Source organism: Streptomyces sp. NPDC088730 (genome assembly GCF_044751215.1).
GTDB lineage: Bacteria > Actinomycetota > Actinomycetes > Streptomycetales > Streptomycetaceae > Streptomyces.
This window is the reverse complement of record NZ_JBIVLK010000001.1, coordinates 637,109-657,338: the sequence shown is the minus strand read 5'-3', so window position 1 is coordinate 657,338 and position 20,230 is coordinate 637,109. Positions and strand designations below refer to the sequence as shown.

Genomic DNA, 20,230 nt, shown 5'->3' with positions numbered 1-20,230 from the left:
AGCCTAACGGGTGCCCCTGCGGCGGTGTCAGCCGAGGGAAACGATCATCTTTCCGGTGTTCTCGCCGCGGAGCAGGCCGAGGAAGGCCTCGAAGCCGTGCTCGATGCCCTCGACGACGGTCTCGCGGTACTTCAGCTCGCCCGAGGCCAGCCAGCCGGCCACCTCCTGGACGAACTGCTCCTGAAGGCCGGCGTGATCACCGACGAGCATGCCCTGGAGGCGCAGCCGCTTGCCGATGACAAGCGCGAGGTTGCGCGGGGCGGGGGTGGGCTCGGTCGCGTTGTACTGCGCGATCATGCCGCAGATGGTCGCGCGGCCGTGCACGTTGAACGAGGAGATCGCGGCTTCGAGGTGCTCGCCGCCGACGTTGTCGAAGTAGACGTCGATGCCCTCGGGGGCGGCCTTGCGCAGCTGCTCCGCGACGGGGCCGTCCTTGTAGTTGAACGCGGCGTCGAAGCCGTACTCCTCGACCAGCAGCTTGACCTTCTCGTCGGAGCCGGCGGAGCCGATGACCCGCGAGGCGCCCTTGAGCTTCGCCAGCTGGCCGACCTGGCTGCCGACCGCACCGGCCGCGCCGGAGACGAAGACCGCGTCGCCCTCCTTGAAGGACGCGACCTCGAAGAGGCCCGCGTAGGCGGTGAGCCCGGTCATGCCGAGCACGCCGAGGTAGGCGGAGAGCGGGGCGAGGGAGGCGTCGACCTTCACGGCGTGCTTGGCCGGGACGTCGGCGTACTCGCGCCAGCCGAGTCCGTGCAGGACGTGGTCGCCGACCGCGAACCCGTCGGCGTTCGACGCGACGACCTCGCCGACCGCGCCGCCCTCCATGGGGTGGTCCAGCTTGAACGGCGGGGTGTAGGACTTCACGTCGTTCATCCGGCCGCGCATGTACGGGTCGACCGAGAAGTGCAGGTTGCGGACGAGGATCCGGCCCTCGGCGGGAGCGGTGACCGGTGCCTCACGCAGCGCGAAATCCTCGGCCTTCGGCCAGCCGTGCGGACGGGCTACGAGGTGCCATTCACGGCTGGACGTGGGAAGAGCTGCAGACATGGGCTCGGTGTCTCCTCTTTGACTCGGGGGGATCGGGAGGGATCGGGGGTTCGGGCAGTGCTGTGGGGTGCGGGAAGCCGTTCGGCCGGAGCGGAAAAGCTTCACCATGTGAAACACCATGCGCCTGGATATTTCATGTTGTCAAGTAACCGGCTATCCTGAGCCTCATGGCCACTCGTACAGACCCACTGACCCTCGAAGTCGTCGAGCTCATCGGCACCGTCGTGGCGCGCTACTACGAGGAGTACGAGCAGGCCGCGGCCGCGCACAGCCTCACCGGCGCGCAGGCCCGGGTCCTCGGGCTGCTCTCCCTGGAGCCGATGCCGATGCGCAGGATCGCGCAGAAGCTGAAGTGCGAGCCGTCCAACGTCACCGGCATCGTGGACCGGCTGGAGGCGCGCGGCCTGGTGGAGCGCCGCCCCGATCCGGCCGACCGGCGGGTGAAGCTGGCCGCGCCCACCGAGAAGGGCAGCCGGACGGCACGGCAGCTGCGTGAGTCGCTCGACTTCGCCCGCGAGCCGCTGGCCGGCCTCTCCGACACGGACCGCGCGGTGCTGCGGGACCTGCTGCGCCGGATGCTGGGCATGGAACCACCTGCCTGAGCCCTGCCCGGCGATCCGGTGTGGAAACGTTGCCCCATGACCGCTGCCACGCCCTTCGGCCCCCGAGAGTTCCAGCTCGTCCTGTTGCGCCGGATGGCCGACCACCGGCCGGACCTGGTCGAGGACGCCCGGCACGAGCTGAGCGCCACGCTCGCGGAGATGCGCGAGGCCAACCGACGCTGGCAGGCCATGGTGCGGGCACCCAGGGGCCGGGGATCGCTGCGGCGCTACCGTTCCGTGCTCGGTGAGCCCGAGACCTCGGTGCGCCGCACGGTCGGCGACCTGGAGTGCGACGCGCTGCTGTGGCCGGTGCCGCTCTGGCCGGAGCTGCGGTTCGAGGTGATGGCGGGGCCCGGCGGGGCCGTGTGGAACGAGTGGCTGGTGCGGGCCCCCGGCGCGGCCGCCCCCGCCCTGCGCGGCGTCGCGGATCTGCGCCCCTGGTCGTGCACGGTGGACGAGGTGGCGCGGGCCTTCGCGCCGGCCCGCCCGATGGAGGGCAGCGCGCCGACCCGCTGGGCGCTCGCGATCACCGTTCCGGCCACGGCTCAGGACTCCGGTCCGGCAACCGCTCAGGGCGCGCCTCCGGCCGCCGGTGAACCGTATGTCGCGGAGTTCACCTGGGGGCTGTTCCAGCGGCTGCTGCCGCGCTGACGCAGCGGCCGGGCCCCGGCCGACGAGCCGTCAGCTCCGTACCCCCTACGGCGCATCCCAGCGCGCACAACGCTTCCCACCGGCGCACGATACGAGGACAGCCGGCTGCCCGTCGGTACCCCCATCAGCGCTCTCGGGAGACCCGCCGTGACCGTCAGCCTCGATCAGTTGCGCCGTTGCCATGTCGCCGTGGACCTCGGGGCCGCCCGGACCCGGGTGTACGTCAAGGGGCTCGGCCTCGTCGTCGACGAGCCGAGCGCCGCCGCCGTGAACACCCGGACCGGATCGCTCATCGCCGTCGGCGCGCTCGCCGAGCAGATGACGGGCCGCACCCCCGAGTACATCCGGGTGGTCCGTCCGGTCTCCGGCGGAACCGTCGTGGACATCGAGATGGCCCAGCGCATGCTGCGCCAGCTGCTGGGCGACAAGCTCCGCCGTCAGCTGCGCCGCAAGCCCCGGCTGCGCGCCGCCGCCTGCACCCCGCACGACAGCGATCCGCTCGCCCAGCGGGCCGCCGTCGAGACCCTGGTCGGCCTCGGCGCCCGCCGCGTGGAGCTGGTCGACACCCTGATCGCGGCGGCCGTCGGCTGCGGGCTGCCGGTCGAGCAGCCGACCGCCACCATGATCATGGTGTGCGGGGCCGCGACCACCCAGATCGCGGTGCTCTCGCTCGGCTCGATCGTGACCGCCGTACGCATCCCGATCGGCGGCGACGCGATCGACCACGCGGTCATCCAGCACCTGCGCCAGTACCACGAGCTGATGCTGCCGAGCCAGTCCGTGCGCCCCCTGCAACTGGCGCTCAGCGGCAACGGCCTGACCTCGCACGGGCCCGCCGTGACCGAGATCCACGGCCGGGACGTGGCCACCGGCCTGGCCCGCTCCGTCCAGGTCGACACCGCCGCCGTGCGGCAGGCGATCCACCGCCCGCTGACCTCGGTCCTGGACGGACTGGGCAAGGTGCTGCGGGACTGCCCGCCCGATCTGGTGGCCGACCTCGCGGACTGCGGGATCATGATGGTCGGCGGCAGCGCGCTGCTGCCCGGCCTCGACCAGATGCTGCGCGACGCGACCGGCATGCCGGTACAGATCGCCGAGCGGCCCGACGTCTGCTCGGTCCTGGGGCTCGGCGCCATGCTGGACGGGAAGATCCGCCCGATGGTCCTCGACCCGCTCTCCTGCTGAGCACCCCGGGTCGTAGGGCGGATGACCGACGAACCACACGACGCGGCGCCCCGCGGTGAGGTGCCGCAGGCGCCCCGGCTGCCGATGCTCCTGGAGGCGGTGCTGAGCGTGGGCACCGATCTCGGGCTGCGGGCCACCCTCCAGCAGATCATCGACACCGCCACCGCCCTCACCGGGGCCCGCTACGGTGCGCTGGGCGTGCTGGACCCCGAGCGCGGCACCATCAGCGAACTGATCGTCTGCGGACTGACCGACGCGGAGCGCGAGGCCATCGGGGACCTCCCGGACGGCCACACCGGCATGCTCGGCGCGCTCATCGAGGAGTCCCGGCCGCTGCGCTCCGACGACCTCACCGCCGACCCGCGCTCCACCGGCCTGCCCCCCGGCCACCCCCCGATGCACTCGTTCCTCGGCGCCCCGGTCCTGGTCCACGACGAGGTCTTCGGGAACATCTACCTCACCGAGAAGAGCACCGCGCACTTCACCGACACCGACGCGGCGCTCCTTCGGGTCCTCGCCTCGCAGGCCGGGATCGCGATCGGCAACGCCCGGCTCTACGAGACGGTCCGGCAGCGGGAACGCTGGATCGAGGGCGCTGCCGCGGTCACCAACACCCTGCTGACCAGGGAGAACGCGGCCGACGCCCTGATGACCGTGGCCGAACGCGCCAGGATTCTCAGCGACGCGGCGGCCGGGGTGATCCTCCAGCCGACCGAGGAGGGCGGGATGGAGATCGTCGTCGCGTCCACGCTCGACGACCCGGCCGGACTGGTGGGCACCGCCATCGAACCCGGCTCCCCCGTCCTGGTGCAGCTGCTGGGCGGTGAGCCGGTCTTCCTGGAGGACTCCGCGACCGATCCCCGGATGACCACCCACGTACGGTCCCGGTTCGGCCCCAGCATGATGCTGCCGCTGCAGAGCGGCGGGCGGCTCATCGGCACCCTCGCCCTGCCCCGGCGGCGCGGCGGCCGCCCCTACACGGCCGTGGACCGGCTGCTGGCCTCCCAGTTCGCCTCGCAGGCCGCCCTCGCGCTGGTCCTGGCGGACGCCCAGCACGACCGCGAGCAGCTGGCGGTGTACGAGGACCGGGACCGGATCGCCCGCGATCTGCACGACCTCGTCGTCCAGCGGCTGTTCGCCACCGAGATGATGCTGGAGTCGACCCGCCGCCGGGCCGCCACCGGGCAGACCGACGAGCTGCTCGGCCGGGCCGTCGACGAGCTGGACTCCACGATCCAAGAGGTCAGGACGACCATCTTCGCCCTCCAGCAGCCGCCCGCGCAGGCCCCCGCCACCTTCCGCGGCCAGGTGCTGCGGGAGACCCGGGGCGCGGCCGCGGTGCTGGGGTTCCCGCCGTCGGTGCACTTCACCGGGGCGGTGGACGCCCTCGTGCGGGAGCCGGCGGGCGGGCAGCTGCTGGCCGCGCTGCGCGGGGCGCTGGCGGCCGCGCACCGGCGGGCCGGGGTGTCGGAGATCGAGGTGGTCGTCGATGCGACGGCGGTGCTGCCGGACGGCCGGGCCGCCGTCCGGCTGACGGTCCGGGACGACGGGCGGGAGGAGGACGGCACGCGGCCGCCGGCCGTCAGCTGGCAGGCGCCCCTCTGAGCGCGACCCTGGTGTTGGAGTGGGCGACGCCCGCCTCCCGCCTCAGCCTGCGCAGCAGGACGTCGAGCGCCGCGGTGTCGGCGGCGACGGCGCGTACCAGGTAGTCGTGCCCGCCGGTCAGATGCACCACCTCGGTGATGCCGGGCAGCGTGAGCACGGCCTGCTCGAAGACCTCGTGGGTGGTGTCCATCCGCAGGGTCACCTCGATGAAGACGACGAGGCCGGTCCGGGTGTCGGCGGCGGGGTCGATGATCACGGTGAAGCCGCGGATGACACCGTCCCGGCGCAGCCGCCGCACCCGGTCGGCCGCCGCGTTGGCGCTGAGCCCGACCCGTTCCCCCAGATCGCGGTACGAGATCCGTGCGTCCTCCTGGAGGACACCGAGGATTTCCCTGTCCAGACGGTCCATACCGCGATTGTCTCAGCTTTCGGACATTCGCGACTTCGGGCGCCTCTCTCCCGGCCCCCGGATGGAGCACGCCGACGGGCCCGGTAGCTTCTTCCGGCCTTGACTGACTGTGTGGACACAGCCGTCAAGCAGTCACCCGCTCCGGCCGCCTCCGGCGCCGCCTACCGCAACCTCGTGATGGCCACGATCGGCTTCGCGCTCACCTTCTGGGCCTGGAATCTAATCGCGCCCATGTCCGACTCGTACAAGGAACGGCTCGGGCTGAGTTCGTTCCAGCAGTCGCTGCTGGTCGCCGTGCCGGTGCTGGTCGGTTCCCTGGGCCGGATCCCGGTGGGCGCGCTCACCGACAAGTTCGGTGCGCGGCTGATGTTCCCGCTGGTCTCCGCGCTCACCATCGTGCCGGTGCTGCTGCTGATCCCGGCGAAGGACTCCTACGGCGCGATGCTGGCGGTGGGCTTCCTGCTGGGGCTGGGCGGTACGACGTTCGCGATCGGCATCCCGCTGGTCAACTCGTGGTTCCCGCCCGCGGAACGGGGCCTGGCCCTCGGGGTGTTCGGCATGGGCATGGGCGGTGTGGCGCTGTCGGGGTACTTCACCCCGAGGATCGCCAAGCACGGTGACAACCTGCCGTTCCTGGTGGTCGCCGGGGCGCTCGTGGTGTACGCGGCGCTGGCGGCGGTGCTGGTCAACGACCGGCCGGGCCGGCAGGTGCCGACCGACACGCTGGCCCACCGGCTGGGTGCGGCGGGGCGGCTGCGGGTCACCTGGGAGCTGTCGGCGCTGTACGCGATCGGCTTCGGCGGCATCGTGGCGTTCGGTGTCTACCTGCCGACGTACCTGAAGACCTGGTACGACCTCTCGCCGACCGACGCCGGTACGAAGGCCGCCGGGTTCGCCCTGGTCACGGTGGTCTTCCGGCCGATCGGCGGCTGGCTCTCGGACCGGATGCACCCGGCGCTGGTCTCCGCCGCGGCGCTCGGCGTGGCCGCGCTGATGGCGATCGTCCAGGCCTTCGACCCGAAGCTGATGCCCGGCGGCACGATCGCGCTGCTGATCATGGCCGCCGGTCTCGGTACCGCGAGCGGCAGCGTCTTCGCCCTGGTCTCCCAGGTGACCCCGCAGGCGAAGGTGGGCAGCGTCACCGGGATCGTCGGTGCGATGGGCGGGCTCGGCGGGTTCGTACCGCCGCTGGTGATGGGCGCGATCTACAGCTCGAAGGGCTCCTACTCGATCGGCTTCATGCTGCTGTCCGATCTGGCGCTGGCCGGCTGTGTGTACGCGTACGGGCGGATGCGGACCATCACGCGGGACGCCTGAGGGCGGCACCGAAGGAGAACGGCAGCGTCCCCGCCGGGACGCTGCCGTTCGTCGTGGGCCGGCTCAGTCCGCGGACCGGGCCTCGTCACGCTGCTGCTCGAACCGGTCGGCCCAGTAGGCCGTCCGGTCGAGGTAGGCCGTCTCCGCGGCGGCCCCGGTCTTCCCGTACGCCCCTTCGTACGTCTGGTAGCCGTGTCCGGCGGGCGGGGTGCCCGACGCGGGTTCGATCGAGCTGCCCTCGTGCCATTCGTTGAAGGAGGTGACGGAGACCCAGGAGGGTGATCCGCCGATGTCCGGGTCGAGCGCGTTGCTCCACTCCAGGTCGTAGGAGGCGCCGTCCTCGCGTCCCAGGGTGGGGGTGGTGTTGCCGGGCACGGCCCGGTCGTCGATGTAGCCGGGGGCCACCGAGGGCGCCCAGACCAGGTTGTTGGCCTCTGCGTACTCCCCCGCCTGCTTCCAGCCGGGGGCGGTGGCGCCGGCGATGCCGTCGTAGGTGTAGATCCCGCCGAAGTGCGCGACCTTGGTGGTGTCGGTGGTCTGGGCGAGGACGATCGCGCTGTCGCTCACCGCGTCCAGGGCCGACCAGTCCTGGATCCTCAGGCTCTCGAAGATGTAGAACGCCGGCCGGTTGCCGTGCTCGGCGTCCCGGTAGTAGGCGGGGCTGTCGCCGTACTTGTCGTTCAGATAGGTGATGTCGTCGACCACGGAGGCCGCCGTCCGGCCGCCGTACGGTTCGATGTGCCAGGCGACCTTGATGCCGTGCCGGGCGGCGGCGTCCAGGACCATCGGGGCGAGCTTGTCCTCGTAGCCGCCCTGTCCCCACCAGCTGTAGACGATGACTCCGGCGCCCGACTGCTCGATCCACTTCATGTGCTGCTCGACGGCCCCGGCGGCGTCACCGGAGTCGTACGGGCCGAGCTTCGGGTAGAGGTCGGCGCCGATGTCGTCCCGCGGGGTGTGGCCGCCCTGCTCCCAGTGGCGCCAGCTGCCGTTGGTCTCCGGGGTGCCGTACCAGGGGTAGTAGAAGAGGTGCACGCCGGAGGAGCCGGCGGCCTTGGTGTCCCGCTCCCTGGCCAGGGTGAAGCTGTCGATGTCGAAGAGGGAGCCCGCTCCCCCGGTGAACCGGAGGAACAGCGGGCCGGAACCGGCACCGCTGAGGGCGCCGGTCACCTCCGTGAAGGTCTCCCAGCCGCCGGTCGGGGCGACGTCCACGGAGCCGAGCAGCGGTCCGGTGGCCGAGCCGGAGCGCACCTCGATGGTGCCGCCCGCCCCGGCGGACGAGACCTTCGCGGTGAAGGATGTGGCCCCGGCGGTGTCGACGGAGGCGTACCCCGTCCAGTCGCCGTTGTCGATGTAGCCGAGCGTGGCCCCGCCGCCCGCTCCGGCGTGCGCGGCGCTCTGCACGCCGGAGGAGGAGGTGTACGACTCCGCCTCCACGGACTCGTCACCGGGGCCGGTCGTTCCGGAGCCGCAGTCGGCCGGCACCGCGCCGGCCGCGTACTGGATGCCGCCGAGCAGCAGTCGGCGGAAGTCCGGATCGCTGTACGACTCGATGGTGTGGCCGAGGCCGGTGTAGAACGACCGCCCCTCCTGCTGCGGGTGGCACCAGGTGATCGGGTGGTCGTCGCCCATCTCGCCGCCGGTGTAGCTGCTTTCGTCCAGGGTCTGGAGCACGTGGACGTCGGCGCGCGGGTTGGTGCGGTAGTTGTACAGCTCGTCGGTCCGGGTCCACTCGTCGGCCAGGTGCGAGGTCGCCGGGTGGGCGTGGTCCTCGGTGACGACCTTGGCTTCCTGGATCGCCGGGTGGCTCTTGAACCAGGCGCCGACGAGGTGTTCGTAGGACGGCCAGTCGTACTCGGTGTCGGCGGCCGCGTGGACGCCGACGAATCCGCCGCCGCCGTCCACGTACGCGGACAGGGCGTCCTGCTGCGCGGTGTCCAGGACGTCGCCGGTGGTGCTGAGGAAGACCACCGCCTCGTACCCGGCGAGGTTCGAGGGGGTGAAGGCGGCGGCGTCCTCCGTGGCCGTGACCTCGAAGCCGTCCGCCGCGCCCAGTTCCTGGATCGCGGTGATGCCGGCCGGGATGGAGTCGTGCCGGAATCCGGCGGTCTTGGAGAAGACCAGCACGTCGTACGGGTCAGCGGCCGCGGCGGCTCCCGCCGGGGCGGGGGCCAGGAGGGCGGCTCCGAGGGCGAGGACCGCGGCGCACGCGATCCGGCGTGCGCGCCGGGCTGGTTGGCGTCTCATGTGCCGTCACCCCTCCGTCTCGAAGGTGAAGGCGTCCAGGTCGAAAAGGTTCCCCTGGCCCGTGGGCCCCTTGAAGACGAGGAAGAGTTCGGTGGTGCCCGCGGGCGCGTCGGTCACGTCCGCCGAGACGTCGGTGAACTTCTCCCAGTCGCCGGTGGGTGCGACGGTCAGGGTGGAGAGCAGGGTGCCGGTGGGGGAACCCGCGCGCAGCTCCAGCGTGCCGCCGGGACCGGCGGAGGAGACCCGGGCCGAGATGCCGGTGGCGTTGGCCAGGGCGTACGGCTCGAAGGAGATCCAGTCGCCGTTGTCGGTGAAGCCGACGGTGGCGCCGCCCTCCGCCGTTCCGTGCTGGGCCGCCTCGACGCCGGACTGGGCGGCGAAGTGCTCGGCCTGCCGGTGCCGGGGCTGGAGGATGTTGGCACCGTGGCCGGTGAGCCCGCCCGCGTCGGTGTACTCGGCGTCGAAGACCCCGTAGATGTTGGCGGCGCTGTCGTGCTCTCCGTCGACGGGTACGTCGATGGTGCCGGTGCAGCCGTTCTTCGAGGTGATCTGGTGCCGGTGGCTGTCGTGGCCCAGGAGGTAGGTCACCTTGACCTTCGAGCAGTCGACGGTGCCGTCCTCGGGGTCGGTGACCGTGACGGTGAAGGGCACGGAGTCACCGAAGGAGAAGAGCCCGCCGTTGGCCGGTGTGGTCAGGGTGACCGTGGGGGCGGTGTTGCCGGCCGTCACGACGAGGCTGGCGGTGCCGGTGAGTCCCTCGGGGTCGGTGACCGTGAGGGTCGGGTTGAAGGTACCGGCGGTGGTGTAGGTGTGCTGCGGATTCGCTTCGGTGGAGGTGGCGCCGTCACCGAAGTCCCAGGCGTAGCTGATCGCCCCGCCCTCGGGGTCCGCGCTGCCGTCCGCAGAGAAGGCGACGTCGAGCGGGGTGGGTCCCGAGGTGCGGTCCGCGGCGGCCTTGGCGACCGGGGAGCGGTTGCTGCCCGCCAGGTACTCGACGCGGTACAGCGCCTGGTTGCCGGAGCCGGTGCCGTAGTCCAGGACGTACAGCGCGCCGTCCGGGCCGAACGCGGAGTCCATCACCTGGGTCCCGGTCCACGGGAAGGAGTCGATGGTCCCGGGTGATCCGTCGGCCTTCACCTCGATCGGCTTGATCCACTTGCGGCCGTACTCGGCTGCGAAGAAGCGGCCGTCGAGCGATTCGGGGAACTTCACGGCCGAGTCGAGGTCCGCGTCGTAGTGGTAGACCGGGCCGCCCATCGGGGATTCGGAACCGCCCCCGAACTCGGGCGGTGAGCCCGCGTCCCCGCCGTACCTGATCCAGGCGGGCTGGACGGCCGGCAGCGTCGGCCGGCCGGTGTTGCGGAAGGAGTTGTTGGCCGGGCCGCCCGCGCAGTCGTACTTCGCGCCGGAGGGGCCGCCCGGGAAGGTGTACTCGTTGTACGTCTCCGAGGCGGTGTTGGTACCCGTGCAGTAGGGCCAGCCGAAGTTGCCGGGGGCGGTGACCCGGTCGAACTCGACCTGGCCACTGGGGCCGCGGTTGGCGTCGGTGGTGCCGGCGTCGGGGCCGTAGTCGCCGACGTATACGGCGCCGCTCTGCTTGTCGACGGACATCCGGAACGGGTTGCGGAAGCCCATCGCGTAGATCTCCGGCCGGGTCTTCTCCGTGCCGGGGGCGAAGAGGTTGCCGGCCGGGACGGTGTAGCCGCCGTCGGCCGTCGGCTTGATCCGCAGCAGCTTGCCGCGCAGGTCGTTGGTGTTCCCGGAGGAGCGCTGGGCGTCGAACTGCGGGTTGCGTTCGGTGCGTTCGTCGAGCGGCGCGTATCCGGCGGACTCGAAGGGGTTGGTGTCGTCGCCGGTGGTCAGGTAGAGGTTCCCAGCGGCGTCGAAGTCGATGTCACCGCCGACGTGGCAGCACTGGCCCCGGTCGTTGGGGACTTCGAGGACGACCTTCTCGCTCGCGGTGTCGAGGGTGCCGTCGGCCTTCATCGTGAACCGGGAGAGGTTGAGGTGCCCCTTCCACGCCTCGAAGTCGGCGGCGGTGCCGGTCACCGGGGCGTCGCCGGCCGGGGTGTCCAGTACGGGTGAGTAATAGAGGTAGAGGTAGCGGTTGGTGGCGAAGTCCGGGTCGGCCGCGACGCCCTGGAGCCCCTCCTCGTCATGCGTGTAGACATTCAGCTTGGCGGCCGTCTTCGTCGTCCCGGCGGCGTCGGTCAGCCGGACCGTGCCGTCCCTGGCGGTGTGGACGACGGACCTGTCCGGGAGGACGGCGAGGGACATGGCCTCGCCCAGCTCGTCCGTTCCCAGGGCCAGTTGGACCTGCTGGTAGTCGGCGGCCGGTATGTCGGCCTGTGCGTGGAGCGCGGTGGGGACCGCGGGTGCGGCCGCCGCGGTGCCGGCGGCGAGACCGCCGCCGGCCACCAGGGTGAGGGCCGTGAGAACCCTGGACCAAAGGGGTGGGGACAGAGGCATGAACGCTTCCTTCCTGACGGTGCGTGGGGTTGTCAGGCAAGGCGCTGTGTCGCGCTTTGCGACGTGCGTGTGCTGCCGGAGGGGCGGCGATGCGGCCAGGTTCTTACTTCGCGCCGCGCCGAGATGCCCTGCCGGAGTGAACTTTTTGCATGCTGGCAACGCAAAATTAATTTGTCAAGGTCGTATCCAAATTCCCGCCGGATGCCCCGTACAGCCATCCGGCAGCGGTTCCGGACCACATTTCGAGAACGGAAGCGCTTCACCTCTCTAGGCTTCACAGGGTGATGCCACTCTTGCCTGCACTCCAGGACCCCGCCGGTTCCCCGGCCGCCCGTGAAGCCGTCCGGTTCGGCGAACAGTCCCTCGATTACGCCCGGTTGGCCGCGGCGGCGGATGCGCTCGCGGCCCGGATCGCGGAAGCCGGCCGGGTAGCCGTCTGGGCCACCGCGACCCCGGAGACCGTGGTCGCGGTGGTCGCCGCGCTACGGGCGGGCGTGCCCGCCGTGCCGCTCAACCCGAAGACGGGCGAGCGGGAGCTGGCCCATATCGTCTCCGACAGCGCACCCTCGACGGTGCTGGCGGCGGCCGGTGACGTACTGCCTCCCGCACTGGCCGCACTGGTCCGGGTGGACGTGGACACGGCCGCCGCGCCGCGGACGCGCTCCAGCGAGTTCCCCGAGCCCTCCCCCGAATCCCCCGCTCTGATCGTGTACACCTCCGGCACCACCGGCCCGCCCAAGGGCGCGGTCCTGCCGCGCCGGGCCGTCGCCGCCACCCTGGACGCGCTGGAGGACGCCTGGCAGTGGACCGGCGACGATGTCCTCGTCCACGCGCTGCCGCTGTTCCACGTGCACGGACTGATCCTCGGCGTGCTGGGCCCGTTGCGGCGGGGCGGCTCCGTGCGCCATCTCGGCCGGTTCACCACCGAGGGCGTGGCCCGGGAGCTGGAGTCGGGCGGCACGATGCTGTTCGGCGTGCCGACGATGTACCACCGCATCGCGGAAGCGCTTGACCGGCCGGCCGCGTCCGGCGGGCTCGCGAAGGCCCTCGCGGGCGCCCGGCTGCTGGTCTCCGGCTCCGCGGCGCTGCCGGTCCACGACCACGAGCGGATCGCGGCGGCGACCGGCCGTCGGGTCATCGAGCGGTACGGCATGACGGAGACGCTCATGAACACGGGCGTACGGGCCGACGGCGAAGCCCGCCCCGGCACCGTCGGCGCCCCGCTGCGCGGCGTCGAACTTCGACTGGTCGAGGAGGACGGCAGCGCGCTCGCAGACCCCGCGTCCATCGGTGAGATCCAGGTGCGCGGCCCGAACCTGTTCACCGGCTACCTCAACCGCCCCGAGGCGACGGCCGCCGCGCTCACCGCCGACGGCTGGTTCCGCACCGGGGACATGGCCACCCTCGACCCCGACGGGTACGTACGGATCGTCGGCCGCAAGGCCACCGACCTGATCAAGAGCGGCGGCTACAAGATCGGCGCGGGCGAGATCGAGAACGCCCTGCTGGACCACCCGGGCGTCCGCGAGGCCGCCGTCACCGGCGAACCCGACCCGGACCTCGGCGAGCGGATCGTCGCCTGGGTGGTGCCGGCGGACCCCGCCTCCCCGCCCCCGGCCGAGGAGCTCGCGGGTCATGTCGCGGCCCAGCTCTCCCCGCACAAGCGGCCGCGCACCGTCCGCTACCTGGACGCGCTGCCGCGCAACGACCTGGGCAAGATCATGAAGCGGTCGCTCCATGGCTGACCGGCTCTCGGCCCGCGCGGCGATCGCCGCCGTCACCGCCGACTTCACCGAGTCCACCGCACCGCGCGAGGACACCTCGGCCGACGGCCCCCTCGGCTGGGCGGGATACGCGGACTCCCGGGCACGGGCCACCGCCCGCACCGGCGAGCGGGAGTCCGTCGTACACGGAATGGCCACCGTCGGCGGCCACCGCTGCGTGCTGGTCTCGTTCGAGTTCGGGTTCCTCGGCGGCTCGCTCGGGCAGCGCACCGGGGACCGGCTGGAGGCGGCGTACGAGGAGGCCGTGGCCCGTCGGCTCCCCCTCGTCTCGCTGATCGCCACGGGCGGCAGCCGGATGCAGGAGGGCATGATCGCGCTCACCCAGCTGCACCGGGTGGCCGCCGCCTCGGCCCGGCTGCGCGCGGCCGGCCCGGCGCAGCTCGCGGTCCTGCGCGACCCGACGACCGGCGGCGGCTGGGCGACCCTCGGCGCGGGCGCCGACGTCATCCTGGCGCTGCCCGGGGCCCAGGTCGGCTTCGCCGGCTCCCGGGTACGGCCGCCCGGCGCGGACCCGGCCGCGTACACCGCCGAGGGCCAGCTCGCGGCCGGCCAGCTGGACGCGATCGTCCCGCCGGCGGAGCTGGCCGCGACCCTGGGCCACTGGCTGGGGGCGCTGGCGTACCGGGAAGCGGGGGCCGCGGCGGAGACGGCCGGCCCGGCTTCCGGCCCCGCTCCCGCTCCCGTCCCGGAGGCCCTCTCCGCGACCGGGCTGCCCCGGACCGGCTGGGACGCGGTGCTCCGGGCCAGGTCCGCGTCGCGGCCGCGCGCCGAGGCGTATCTGGACGCCTACTTCGGGATACGGCTCCCCCTCCACGGCGACCGCTGCGGGGGCACGGACCCCGGGCTGCTCTGCGGCTTCGGACTGCGCCAGGGGCGGCCCATCGCGTACGTCGCCCAGTGCGGCACCCCGACCCGCCCGGCCGGCTACCGCACGGCGGCCCGGGTGATCAGGCTGGCCGACCGGCTCGGCGTCCCGGTCCTCACCCTGGTCGACACCCCGGGCGCCGCCAACGACGCCGAGGCGGAGCGGGCCGGTGCGGGCGCGGCCATCGCTGACGCGTTCGCGGCGATCGCGGCCGCCCGGGTCCCCGTCACGACCCTGGTGATCGGTGAGGGCGGTTCGGGCGGCGCGCTGGCCCTGGCCGCTCCGGGCAACACCCACGTCACCGCCGACAGCTACTTCTCGGTCATCGCCCCCGAGCTCGCGGCGGCGATCCTGAAGCGCTCCCCGGACCGGACGCACGCCACGGCGGACCAGTTGCGGCTGCGCCCGCAGGACCTGGTGGACCTGGGTGTCGCCCGCTCGGTCGTGAGGCCCGGCTCGGCGCGCACAGGAAGCGACAGGTAGATAGCGTAATAAAGGGGGCGGTTTCACAGGAATACATCGGGATACGTCTTCGAGCGAAGAGATGAGGCCAGATCATGGCCGCGGAATCAGAGGGCACTCCGTGCTGGGCCGACGCGACGTTCGGTGACATCGAGGGTGCGAAGCGCTTCTACGGCGAGGTGCTGGGCTGGACCTACGGCGACTCGCTGTCCGAGTACGGCAACTACACCCAGGCGTACGTGGACGGCAAGGCGGTCGCCGCCCTGATGCCTCCCGTCCCCGGCCAGGAGGTACCGGCCGCCTGGACGCTCTACCTCGCCTCGCCGGACGCCGCGGCCACCACCGCGAAGATCCGCGAGAACGGCGGCGAGGTGCTGGTGGAGCCCATGCGGGTCGGGGAGTTCGGCACGATGGTGCTGGCCCGCGACCCGGGCGGGACGGCGTTCGGCGTGTGGCAGCCCGGCAGTCACAAGGGGTTCGGTGCGCGCAACGTGCCCGGCGCCTACAGCTGGGCCGAGGTCTTCACCCGGGAGCCGGAGAAGGCGGACCCCTTCTTCCGTGCCGTGTTCGGATACGGGCTGAAGCGCATGGAGGACGACGCGGTCGACTTCGCGCTGTACGACCTGGGCGCGGACCCGGTGCTGGGCCGGATGAAGATGACGGAGGACTTCCCGCCGGAGGTGCCGCCGTACATGAACGTGTACTTCACCGTCGCGGACTGCGACGCGGCCGTGGCGAAGGCCGAGGCGCTCGGGGCGCGGCTCCGGTTCGGTCCGCTGACCATCCCGTTCGGCCGGTTCGCGGCGCTGACCGACCCGCAGGGGGCACCGTTCTCGCTGATCGACGGCACGACGACGGGCGGCGAGATGCCCAAGCTCGCGGACGTCGCCTGACGCCGCGCGGCCGCCCTTCGGGCGACGAAGGCGGTTTGACGACAGGCCTAGGCCTGGGGATCGTGTGCGTCGTACCGCGCGAACCGGGGCCACCGGAGGGCCAGCAGCAGCACGGCGGCCACGCACACGATCCCGCCCCCGGTCACCGCCAGCGCGGGCGATGCGAGGTCGGCGACCGATCCGGCCAGGAAGTCCCCGAGCCGGGGGCCGCCCGCGACGACGACGATGAACACGCCCTGGAGCCGGCCCCGCATCTCGTCCGGCACGGCGGCCTGGAGCATCGTGTTGCGGAAGACCATCGAGGTGGTGTCGGCGGCCCCCGCGAGTGCCAGGAAGACGAGCCCGAGCCAGAGCTGCCGGGTCAGCCCGAACACCGCGACGGCGGTACCCCAGCCCGCGACCGCGAAGAGCACGGCGAGCCCGTGCCGCCGGATCCGTCCCAGCCAGCCGGAGAACACCCCGCCCAGCAGCGCGCCCAGGGCCGGGGCCGCGACCAGCAGTCCGGTGGTCTTCGCGTCACCCCCGTACCAGAGGACGGCCACGACGGGGAAGAGCGCCCGGGGGTTGGCCAGCACCATGGCGCACATGTCGGTGAAGAAGGTCATCCGGAGATTGGGCCGGGTCCCCAGGAACCGCAGCCCGTCCATGACGGACGCCCGCTTCGCGGCCCCCGCGGGGTTCTCGCCCCGGTCCGGCAGCATCGAGGGGAGCCGCCACATCGCGTACAGCGAGGCGGTGAAGGTGACGGCGTCGACGCCGTAGGCGGCCCGGTAGCCCCACCAGCCGACGATGAGCCCGCCGAGCATCGGCCCGACGAGCCCGCCCGTGGTGCTGGTCATGGAGTTCAGCGCGTTGGCGGCGGGCAGCTGTTCGGCCGGCAGGAGCCGGGCGATCATCGAACTGCGGGCCGGGGAGTTGAGCGCGAAGCAGACGGCCTGGAGCGCGACGACCGCGTACAGCAGGCCCACCCGCTCCACTCCCGCGACGGTGATCGCCACCAGGGTGACGGAGAGCGCGAACGAGCCGAAGGCGCTGACCAGCCCCAGCTTGCGACGGTCCACGGTGTCCGCGATGGCCCCGCCGTACAGTCCGAAGACGACCAGGGGCAGGAACGAGCAGAACCCGATCAGTCCGACGGAGAACGCGGACCCGGTGAGGTCGTACACCTGGAGCGAGACGGCGAGCGCCGTCATCCCCTGCCCGACCCAGGAGACCGTGTTCCCGAACCAGAGCCGCCGGTAGTCGGGGGAGGTCCGCAGCGGGGTCAGGTCGGCGAATATTCGGGTGCGGGGTACATCGGGTTCGGTCGTTTCGGTCACGGAGCATGGTAGCGACCGGCCCGGACGGGCGACCTGATCCTGGAGATATTCCCGGACATCGCGAACATCGCGGACATCGCCCGCCTCCAACGGGATTTCCTCGCCCGCTCGGTGCGCTTCCTGGCCGCGGAGGCGGGGATACGCCAGTTCCTGGACATCGGCGCCGGACTGCCCACCGCGGACAACACGCACGAGGTCGCCCAGCGGGCGGCGCCGGAGTCCCGGATCGTCTACGTGGACAACGACCCGCTCGTACTGGCCCACGCCCGCGCCCTGCTCACCAGCACCCCCGAGGGCGCCTGCGCGTACCTCGACGCCGATGTGAAGAACGTCGACATGATCCTCGAAGAGGCCGCCAGGACCCTGGACTTCAGCAGGCCGGTCGGTCTGACCATGCTGGGGATCATGGGGCAGCTGCCGGACGAGGACGATCCGTGGACACTCGTCGACCGGCTGACACAGCCGCTCGCGCCGGGCAGCTACCTCGCCCTGAGCGACGGCACCGACACGAGCGACACCCTGAACCAGGCCATCGCCGCCTACAACGCCGGCTCGGCCGGCTCGTACCACCTGCGGAGCCCGGACAGGATCGAGGACTTCTTCCACGGACTGGAGATCGTCGAACCGGGCGTCGTCAGGACATCGGCCTGGCGCCCGGATCCCGGCGTCGAAGGTACGGACGTCCTGCGGGACCACGCGCTCTGCGGAGTCGGCCGCAAGCCCTGAGGCGGTGTGCCGCGTGGACCACAGGCGGAGACGGGGGCGCCGGGAGACGGCCCCTACCGCGCAGGGCGCTCCGCAGGGCTCCGCGCCACGGTGAAGTGCCGCTCCCCACCCGGATGTTCGATCTCGTCCAGCGCGGCCACGGCGAGGTCCTCCGCACTGATGCGCGAGGTGCCGTCGGGGTCTGTGAGCAGCGTGGTCGTGCCGCGGCGGTAGGCGCCGGTGCGGGTGCCGGGTTCGAGGAGGGACGGCGGGCTGAGGTAGGCCCAGTCGCCGTTCGCGTGCTCGTGGCAGGTCCGCAACTGGGTCGTACTGGCTTCCGCGACGGCCCGCCAGGCGGCGGGTACGTGGTCCGGGTCGTCGATCACCAGCAGTTCGGGATCGCGCGGTGACCGCAGGGGGCCCGCTCCGCCGATGACCAGCAACGGGATGCCCGCCCGGCCGGCCGCGTCCAGCGCGGCCGAGGTGAGCGCGGCGATCGAGTCCTCCTGGCCCGGGGCCGGCCGGATGGCGAGCAGGGCGGCGTCGGCCCCGCCGAGAGCGGCGTCGAGGGCCGCGTCGCGCTGTGCCGCCGGGGCGCCCGCGTCGACGGCCACGGGTATGACGGCGGCGGACCGGGCTCCGGCCGGGTGTCTGGACGCGGCGGTCACCCGGTGGCCGCGCGAGACGGCCTCGGTGACGAGACGTGAGCCGACCATGCCGGTGGCGCCGAGGACGGTGATGTTCATGAGGCGGGCCCTTTCCGGGTGCCGAGTGCGGGAGTGAACTGCCCGGCCGCGAGTGCCGCGAGGGCGAGGGCGAAGCCGAGGAGCTGGAGTGCGCCGAGGCTTTCGCCGGCGAGCAGCACGCCGAGGGCGGCGGCGACCAGCGGCGAGAGGAGTCCGAGCAGGGCCGTCGCGGTGACCGGGAGGGCGCGCAGGCCCCTGAACCAGAGGGTGTACGCGATCAGCCCGCCGGCCGTGCCCAGCCACAGGTATCCGGCCACGGCCCGGCCGTCCACCCCGCCGGGCACGCCCTCGACGAGCAGTGCGGGGGCCAGCAGTACCAGTCCGCCGGCGGTGAGCTGCCAGCCGGCGAACCCGACCGCGCTGACACCTTCGGGCCGGCCCCAGCGTTTGGTGAGCACGACGCCTCCCGCCATGGCCGCGGCTCCGGCGAGCCCGGCGAGGATCCCCAGGGCGTCGAAGGCGGCGCCGGGGCCGAGCACGACGAGCCCGACGCCCGCGACGCCGACGACACCCCAGGCCAGGCGCCAGGGGGACGGCCGTTCGGAGAGGACCGGGAGGGCGAGGAGGGCCACCAGGATCGGCTGGCTGGCCCCGAGGGTCGCCGCCACCCCGCCGGGGAGCCGTTCGGCGGCGATGAACAGCAGCGGGAAGAAGGCCCCGATGTTCAGGGTGCCCAGGAGCGCCGCCTTCCACCACCACACCCCGCGCGGCAGGGTGCGCGCGATGAGGAGCCCGAGCAGGCCGGCCGGGAGTGCGCGCATGAGCGCGGCGAAGAGCGGCGAGCCGGGCGGCAGCAGCCGGGTCGTGACGATGTAGGTCGTGCCCCAGACCGCCGGGGCGAACGCGGTGGCGATCGTGAGTCCGGCCCGGCGGACCGGTGGCGCGGACGCCGTGCGCGCAGGAGCTGTCGTTGTGGTCACCCGCTCACTCTCGGCCCCGGTTCATCCATGAGTCCAACACATGCTTTTCATGGCAATGATCGTGAGAGAAGATTGATGGATGGAACTCCGTCAACTTCGGTACGTGCTGGCCGTGGCAGAGACCCGGAACTTCACGCGCGCCGCCGAGCGGTGCTACGTGGTCCAGTCGGCGCTGAGCCACCAGATCAAGGCCCTGGAGGACGAACTCGGGGTGCGCCTGTTCGCGCGGACCAGCAGACGGGTCGAGCTGACGGCGGCGGGCGAGGCGTTCCTGCCCGCCGCCCGGGTCAGTGTGGAGGCCGCCGGGCGGGCGGCCGCCGACGCCACGGCGGCCGTCGGGGAGCTGCGCGGGCCGGTCGCCCTCGGCGTCATCCCGACCGTCACCGCCCTCGACATCCCGGGGGCGCTGCGGACCTTCCACCACGCCCACCCCGCCGTCCGCGTGACCCTGCGCACCGCGGGCAGCGACGAGCTCGCCTCCGCCGTGGAAGCGGGCACGGTGGACCTCGCCGTGCTGGGCCTGCCGGCGACGAGCGCCGCCCCCGCCGGTATCCGCACGCTCGAACTGGCCAGGGAGCGGCTCGTGGCGGTCGTTCCCGCCGGACACCGCCTGGCCGGGCGGCGCCGGCTGCGCCTGGCCGATCTGGAGGGCGAGACGTTCGTCGACTTCCCGGCCGGCACTCCCGGGCGCGCGCAGAGCGATCTCGCGTTCGAGGCGGCGGGCATCCGGCGCGACGTGACCTTCGAGTCGATGTCCGCCGGACTGATCCTCGACCTCGTCGGGCAGCACCTCGCGGTCGCCCTGCTGCCGCCCGCGATCCTGGCCCCGGACGCGTCCACGGCCGCCGTCCCCGTGACGGACGGGCCGGTCCGGATCGAGTACCTGGCCTGGAGCGCGTTCAACCCCACGCCCGCCGCCACCGCCCTGCTGACGGTGCTGCGCCCCTCCCCGGCCTCCGGTGATGCCGCCGGAAGCAGGAAGGGGCGCGGCTGAGGTCTCTCGG

17 protein-coding genes are annotated in these 20,230 nt (G+C 72.7%); 10 read left to right on the top strand and 7 right to left on the bottom strand.

Annotated elements, in window-relative coordinates; genetic code table 11:
• Positions 1 to 27: 27 nt before the first annotated feature.
• Positions 28 to 1,047 carry an NADP-dependent oxidoreductase gene (locus ACIP89_RS02800; protein ID WP_401921318.1) on the bottom strand — a complete coding sequence of 340 codons (1,020 nt, stop codon included), beginning with the start codon at positions 1,045 to 1,047 and terminating at the stop codon, positions 28 to 30.
• A gap of 167 nt (positions 1,048 to 1,214) precedes the next feature.
• On the opposite strand from ACIP89_RS02800, the gene ACIP89_RS02795 reads away from it, so the two are divergent.
• From ACIP89_RS02795 to ACIP89_RS02780, 4 genes are all read left to right on the top strand, one after another.
• Positions 1,215 to 1,649, top strand: a complete 435-nt coding sequence (locus ACIP89_RS02795) for a MarR family winged helix-turn-helix transcriptional regulator (RefSeq protein WP_401921319.1) — start codon at positions 1,215 to 1,217, stop codon at positions 1,647 to 1,649.
• A 36-nt stretch (positions 1,650 to 1,685) separates the two neighbouring features.
• The gene (locus ACIP89_RS02790) at positions 1,686 to 2,300 is read left to right on the top strand and encodes a hypothetical protein (protein WP_402112591.1); all 615 of its coding nucleotides are present in this window, start codon (positions 1,686 to 1,688) and stop codon (positions 2,298 to 2,300) included.
• A gap of 147 nt (positions 2,301 to 2,447) precedes the next feature.
• Positions 2,448 to 3,485 carry a rod shape-determining protein gene (locus ACIP89_RS02785; protein ID WP_401921322.1) on the top strand — a complete coding sequence of 346 codons (1,038 nt, stop codon included), beginning with the start codon at positions 2,448 to 2,450 and terminating at the stop codon, positions 3,483 to 3,485.
• Between the two features lie 21 nt (positions 3,486 to 3,506).
• The gene (locus tag ACIP89_RS02780) at positions 3,507 to 5,090 is read left to right on the top strand and encodes a GAF domain-containing protein (RefSeq protein ID WP_402112588.1); all 1,584 of its coding nucleotides are present in this window, start codon (positions 3,507 to 3,509) and stop codon (positions 5,088 to 5,090) included.
• On the opposite strand, the gene ACIP89_RS02775 is transcribed toward ACIP89_RS02780, so the two are convergent.
• Positions 5,068 to 5,499: an Lrp/AsnC family transcriptional regulator gene (locus tag ACIP89_RS02775; RefSeq protein ID WP_401921325.1), complete on the bottom strand. Its 432-nt coding sequence runs from the start codon at positions 5,497 to 5,499 to the stop codon at positions 5,068 to 5,070. The two genes, ACIP89_RS02780 and ACIP89_RS02775, sit on opposite strands and share 23 nt — an antisense overlap.
• A gap of 111 nt (positions 5,500 to 5,610) precedes the next feature.
• Between ACIP89_RS02775 and ACIP89_RS02770 the strand changes: the two genes are divergently transcribed.
• Entirely contained in the window at positions 5,611 to 6,816 is a 1,206-nt protein-coding gene (locus ACIP89_RS02770; RefSeq protein ID WP_401921326.1) for an MFS transporter, read from the top strand.
• Between the two features lie 63 nt (positions 6,817 to 6,879).
• Here ACIP89_RS02770 and ACIP89_RS02765 read toward each other — a convergent pair whose 3' ends face one another.
• Both ACIP89_RS02765 and ACIP89_RS02760 read right to left on the bottom strand, forming a co-directional pair.
• Positions 6,880 to 9,063, bottom strand: a complete 2,184-nt coding sequence (locus ACIP89_RS02765) for a ThuA domain-containing protein (protein ID WP_402112587.1) — start codon at positions 9,061 to 9,063, stop codon at positions 6,880 to 6,882.
• A gap of 6 nt (positions 9,064 to 9,069) precedes the next feature.
• On the bottom strand, positions 9,070 to 11,532 hold the full coding sequence (locus tag ACIP89_RS02760; protein ID WP_402112586.1) for a PQQ-dependent sugar dehydrogenase: 2,463 nt from the start codon (positions 11,530 to 11,532) through the stop codon (positions 9,070 to 9,072).
• A gap of 284 nt (positions 11,533 to 11,816) precedes the next feature.
• Between ACIP89_RS02760 and ACIP89_RS02755 the strand changes: the two genes are divergently transcribed.
• From ACIP89_RS02755 to ACIP89_RS02745, 3 genes are all read left to right on the top strand, one after another.
• A complete protein-coding gene (locus ACIP89_RS02755) occupies positions 11,817 to 13,277 on the top strand; it encodes an acyl-CoA synthetase (protein ID WP_401921330.1) in 1,461 nt (486 codons plus the stop codon).
• On the top strand, positions 13,270 to 14,664 hold the full coding sequence (locus tag ACIP89_RS02750; RefSeq protein WP_402112583.1) for a carboxyl transferase domain-containing protein: 1,395 nt from the start codon (positions 13,270 to 13,272) through the stop codon (positions 14,662 to 14,664). Before ACIP89_RS02755 ends, ACIP89_RS02750 begins: the two co-directional genes overlap by 8 nt.
• Positions 14,665 to 14,738: 74 nt before the next feature.
• The gene (locus tag ACIP89_RS02745; RefSeq protein ID WP_402112581.1) at positions 14,739 to 15,536 is read left to right on the top strand and encodes a VOC family protein; all 798 of its coding nucleotides are present in this window, start codon (positions 14,739 to 14,741) and stop codon (positions 15,534 to 15,536) included.
• A 47-nt stretch (positions 15,537 to 15,583) separates the two neighbouring features.
• On the opposite strand, the gene ACIP89_RS02740 is transcribed toward ACIP89_RS02745, so the two are convergent.
• On the bottom strand, positions 15,584 to 16,855 hold the full coding sequence (locus ACIP89_RS02740; RefSeq protein ID WP_401922216.1) for an MFS transporter: 1,272 nt from the start codon (positions 16,853 to 16,855) through the stop codon (positions 15,584 to 15,586).
• A gap of 33 nt (positions 16,856 to 16,888) precedes the next feature.
• Between ACIP89_RS02740 and ACIP89_RS02735 the strand changes: the two genes are divergently transcribed.
• Complete coding sequence (locus ACIP89_RS02735) at positions 16,889 to 17,581, top strand: SAM-dependent methyltransferase (protein WP_402113471.1); 693 nt, start codon at positions 16,889 to 16,891, stop codon at positions 17,579 to 17,581.
• A 53-nt stretch (positions 17,582 to 17,634) separates the two neighbouring features.
• On the opposite strand, the gene ACIP89_RS02730 is transcribed toward ACIP89_RS02735, so the two are convergent.
• Both ACIP89_RS02730 and ACIP89_RS02725 read right to left on the bottom strand, forming a co-directional pair.
• A complete protein-coding gene (locus ACIP89_RS02730) occupies positions 17,635 to 18,306 on the bottom strand; it encodes an NAD(P)-dependent oxidoreductase (protein ID WP_402112579.1) in 672 nt (223 codons plus the stop codon).
• Entirely contained in the window at positions 18,303 to 19,226 is a 924-nt protein-coding gene (locus tag ACIP89_RS02725; RefSeq protein ID WP_402112576.1) for an EamA family transporter, read from the bottom strand. The genes ACIP89_RS02730 and ACIP89_RS02725 overlap by 4 nt, the downstream gene beginning before the upstream one ends.
• A 79-nt stretch (positions 19,227 to 19,305) precedes the next feature.
• Between ACIP89_RS02725 and ACIP89_RS02720 the strand changes: the two genes are divergently transcribed.
• Positions 19,306 to 20,220, top strand: coding sequence for a LysR substrate-binding domain-containing protein (locus ACIP89_RS02720; RefSeq protein WP_402112573.1), 915 nt, complete (start codon positions 19,306 to 19,308; stop codon positions 20,218 to 20,220).
• The last annotated feature ends 10 nt before the right edge of the window (positions 20,221 to 20,230 follow it).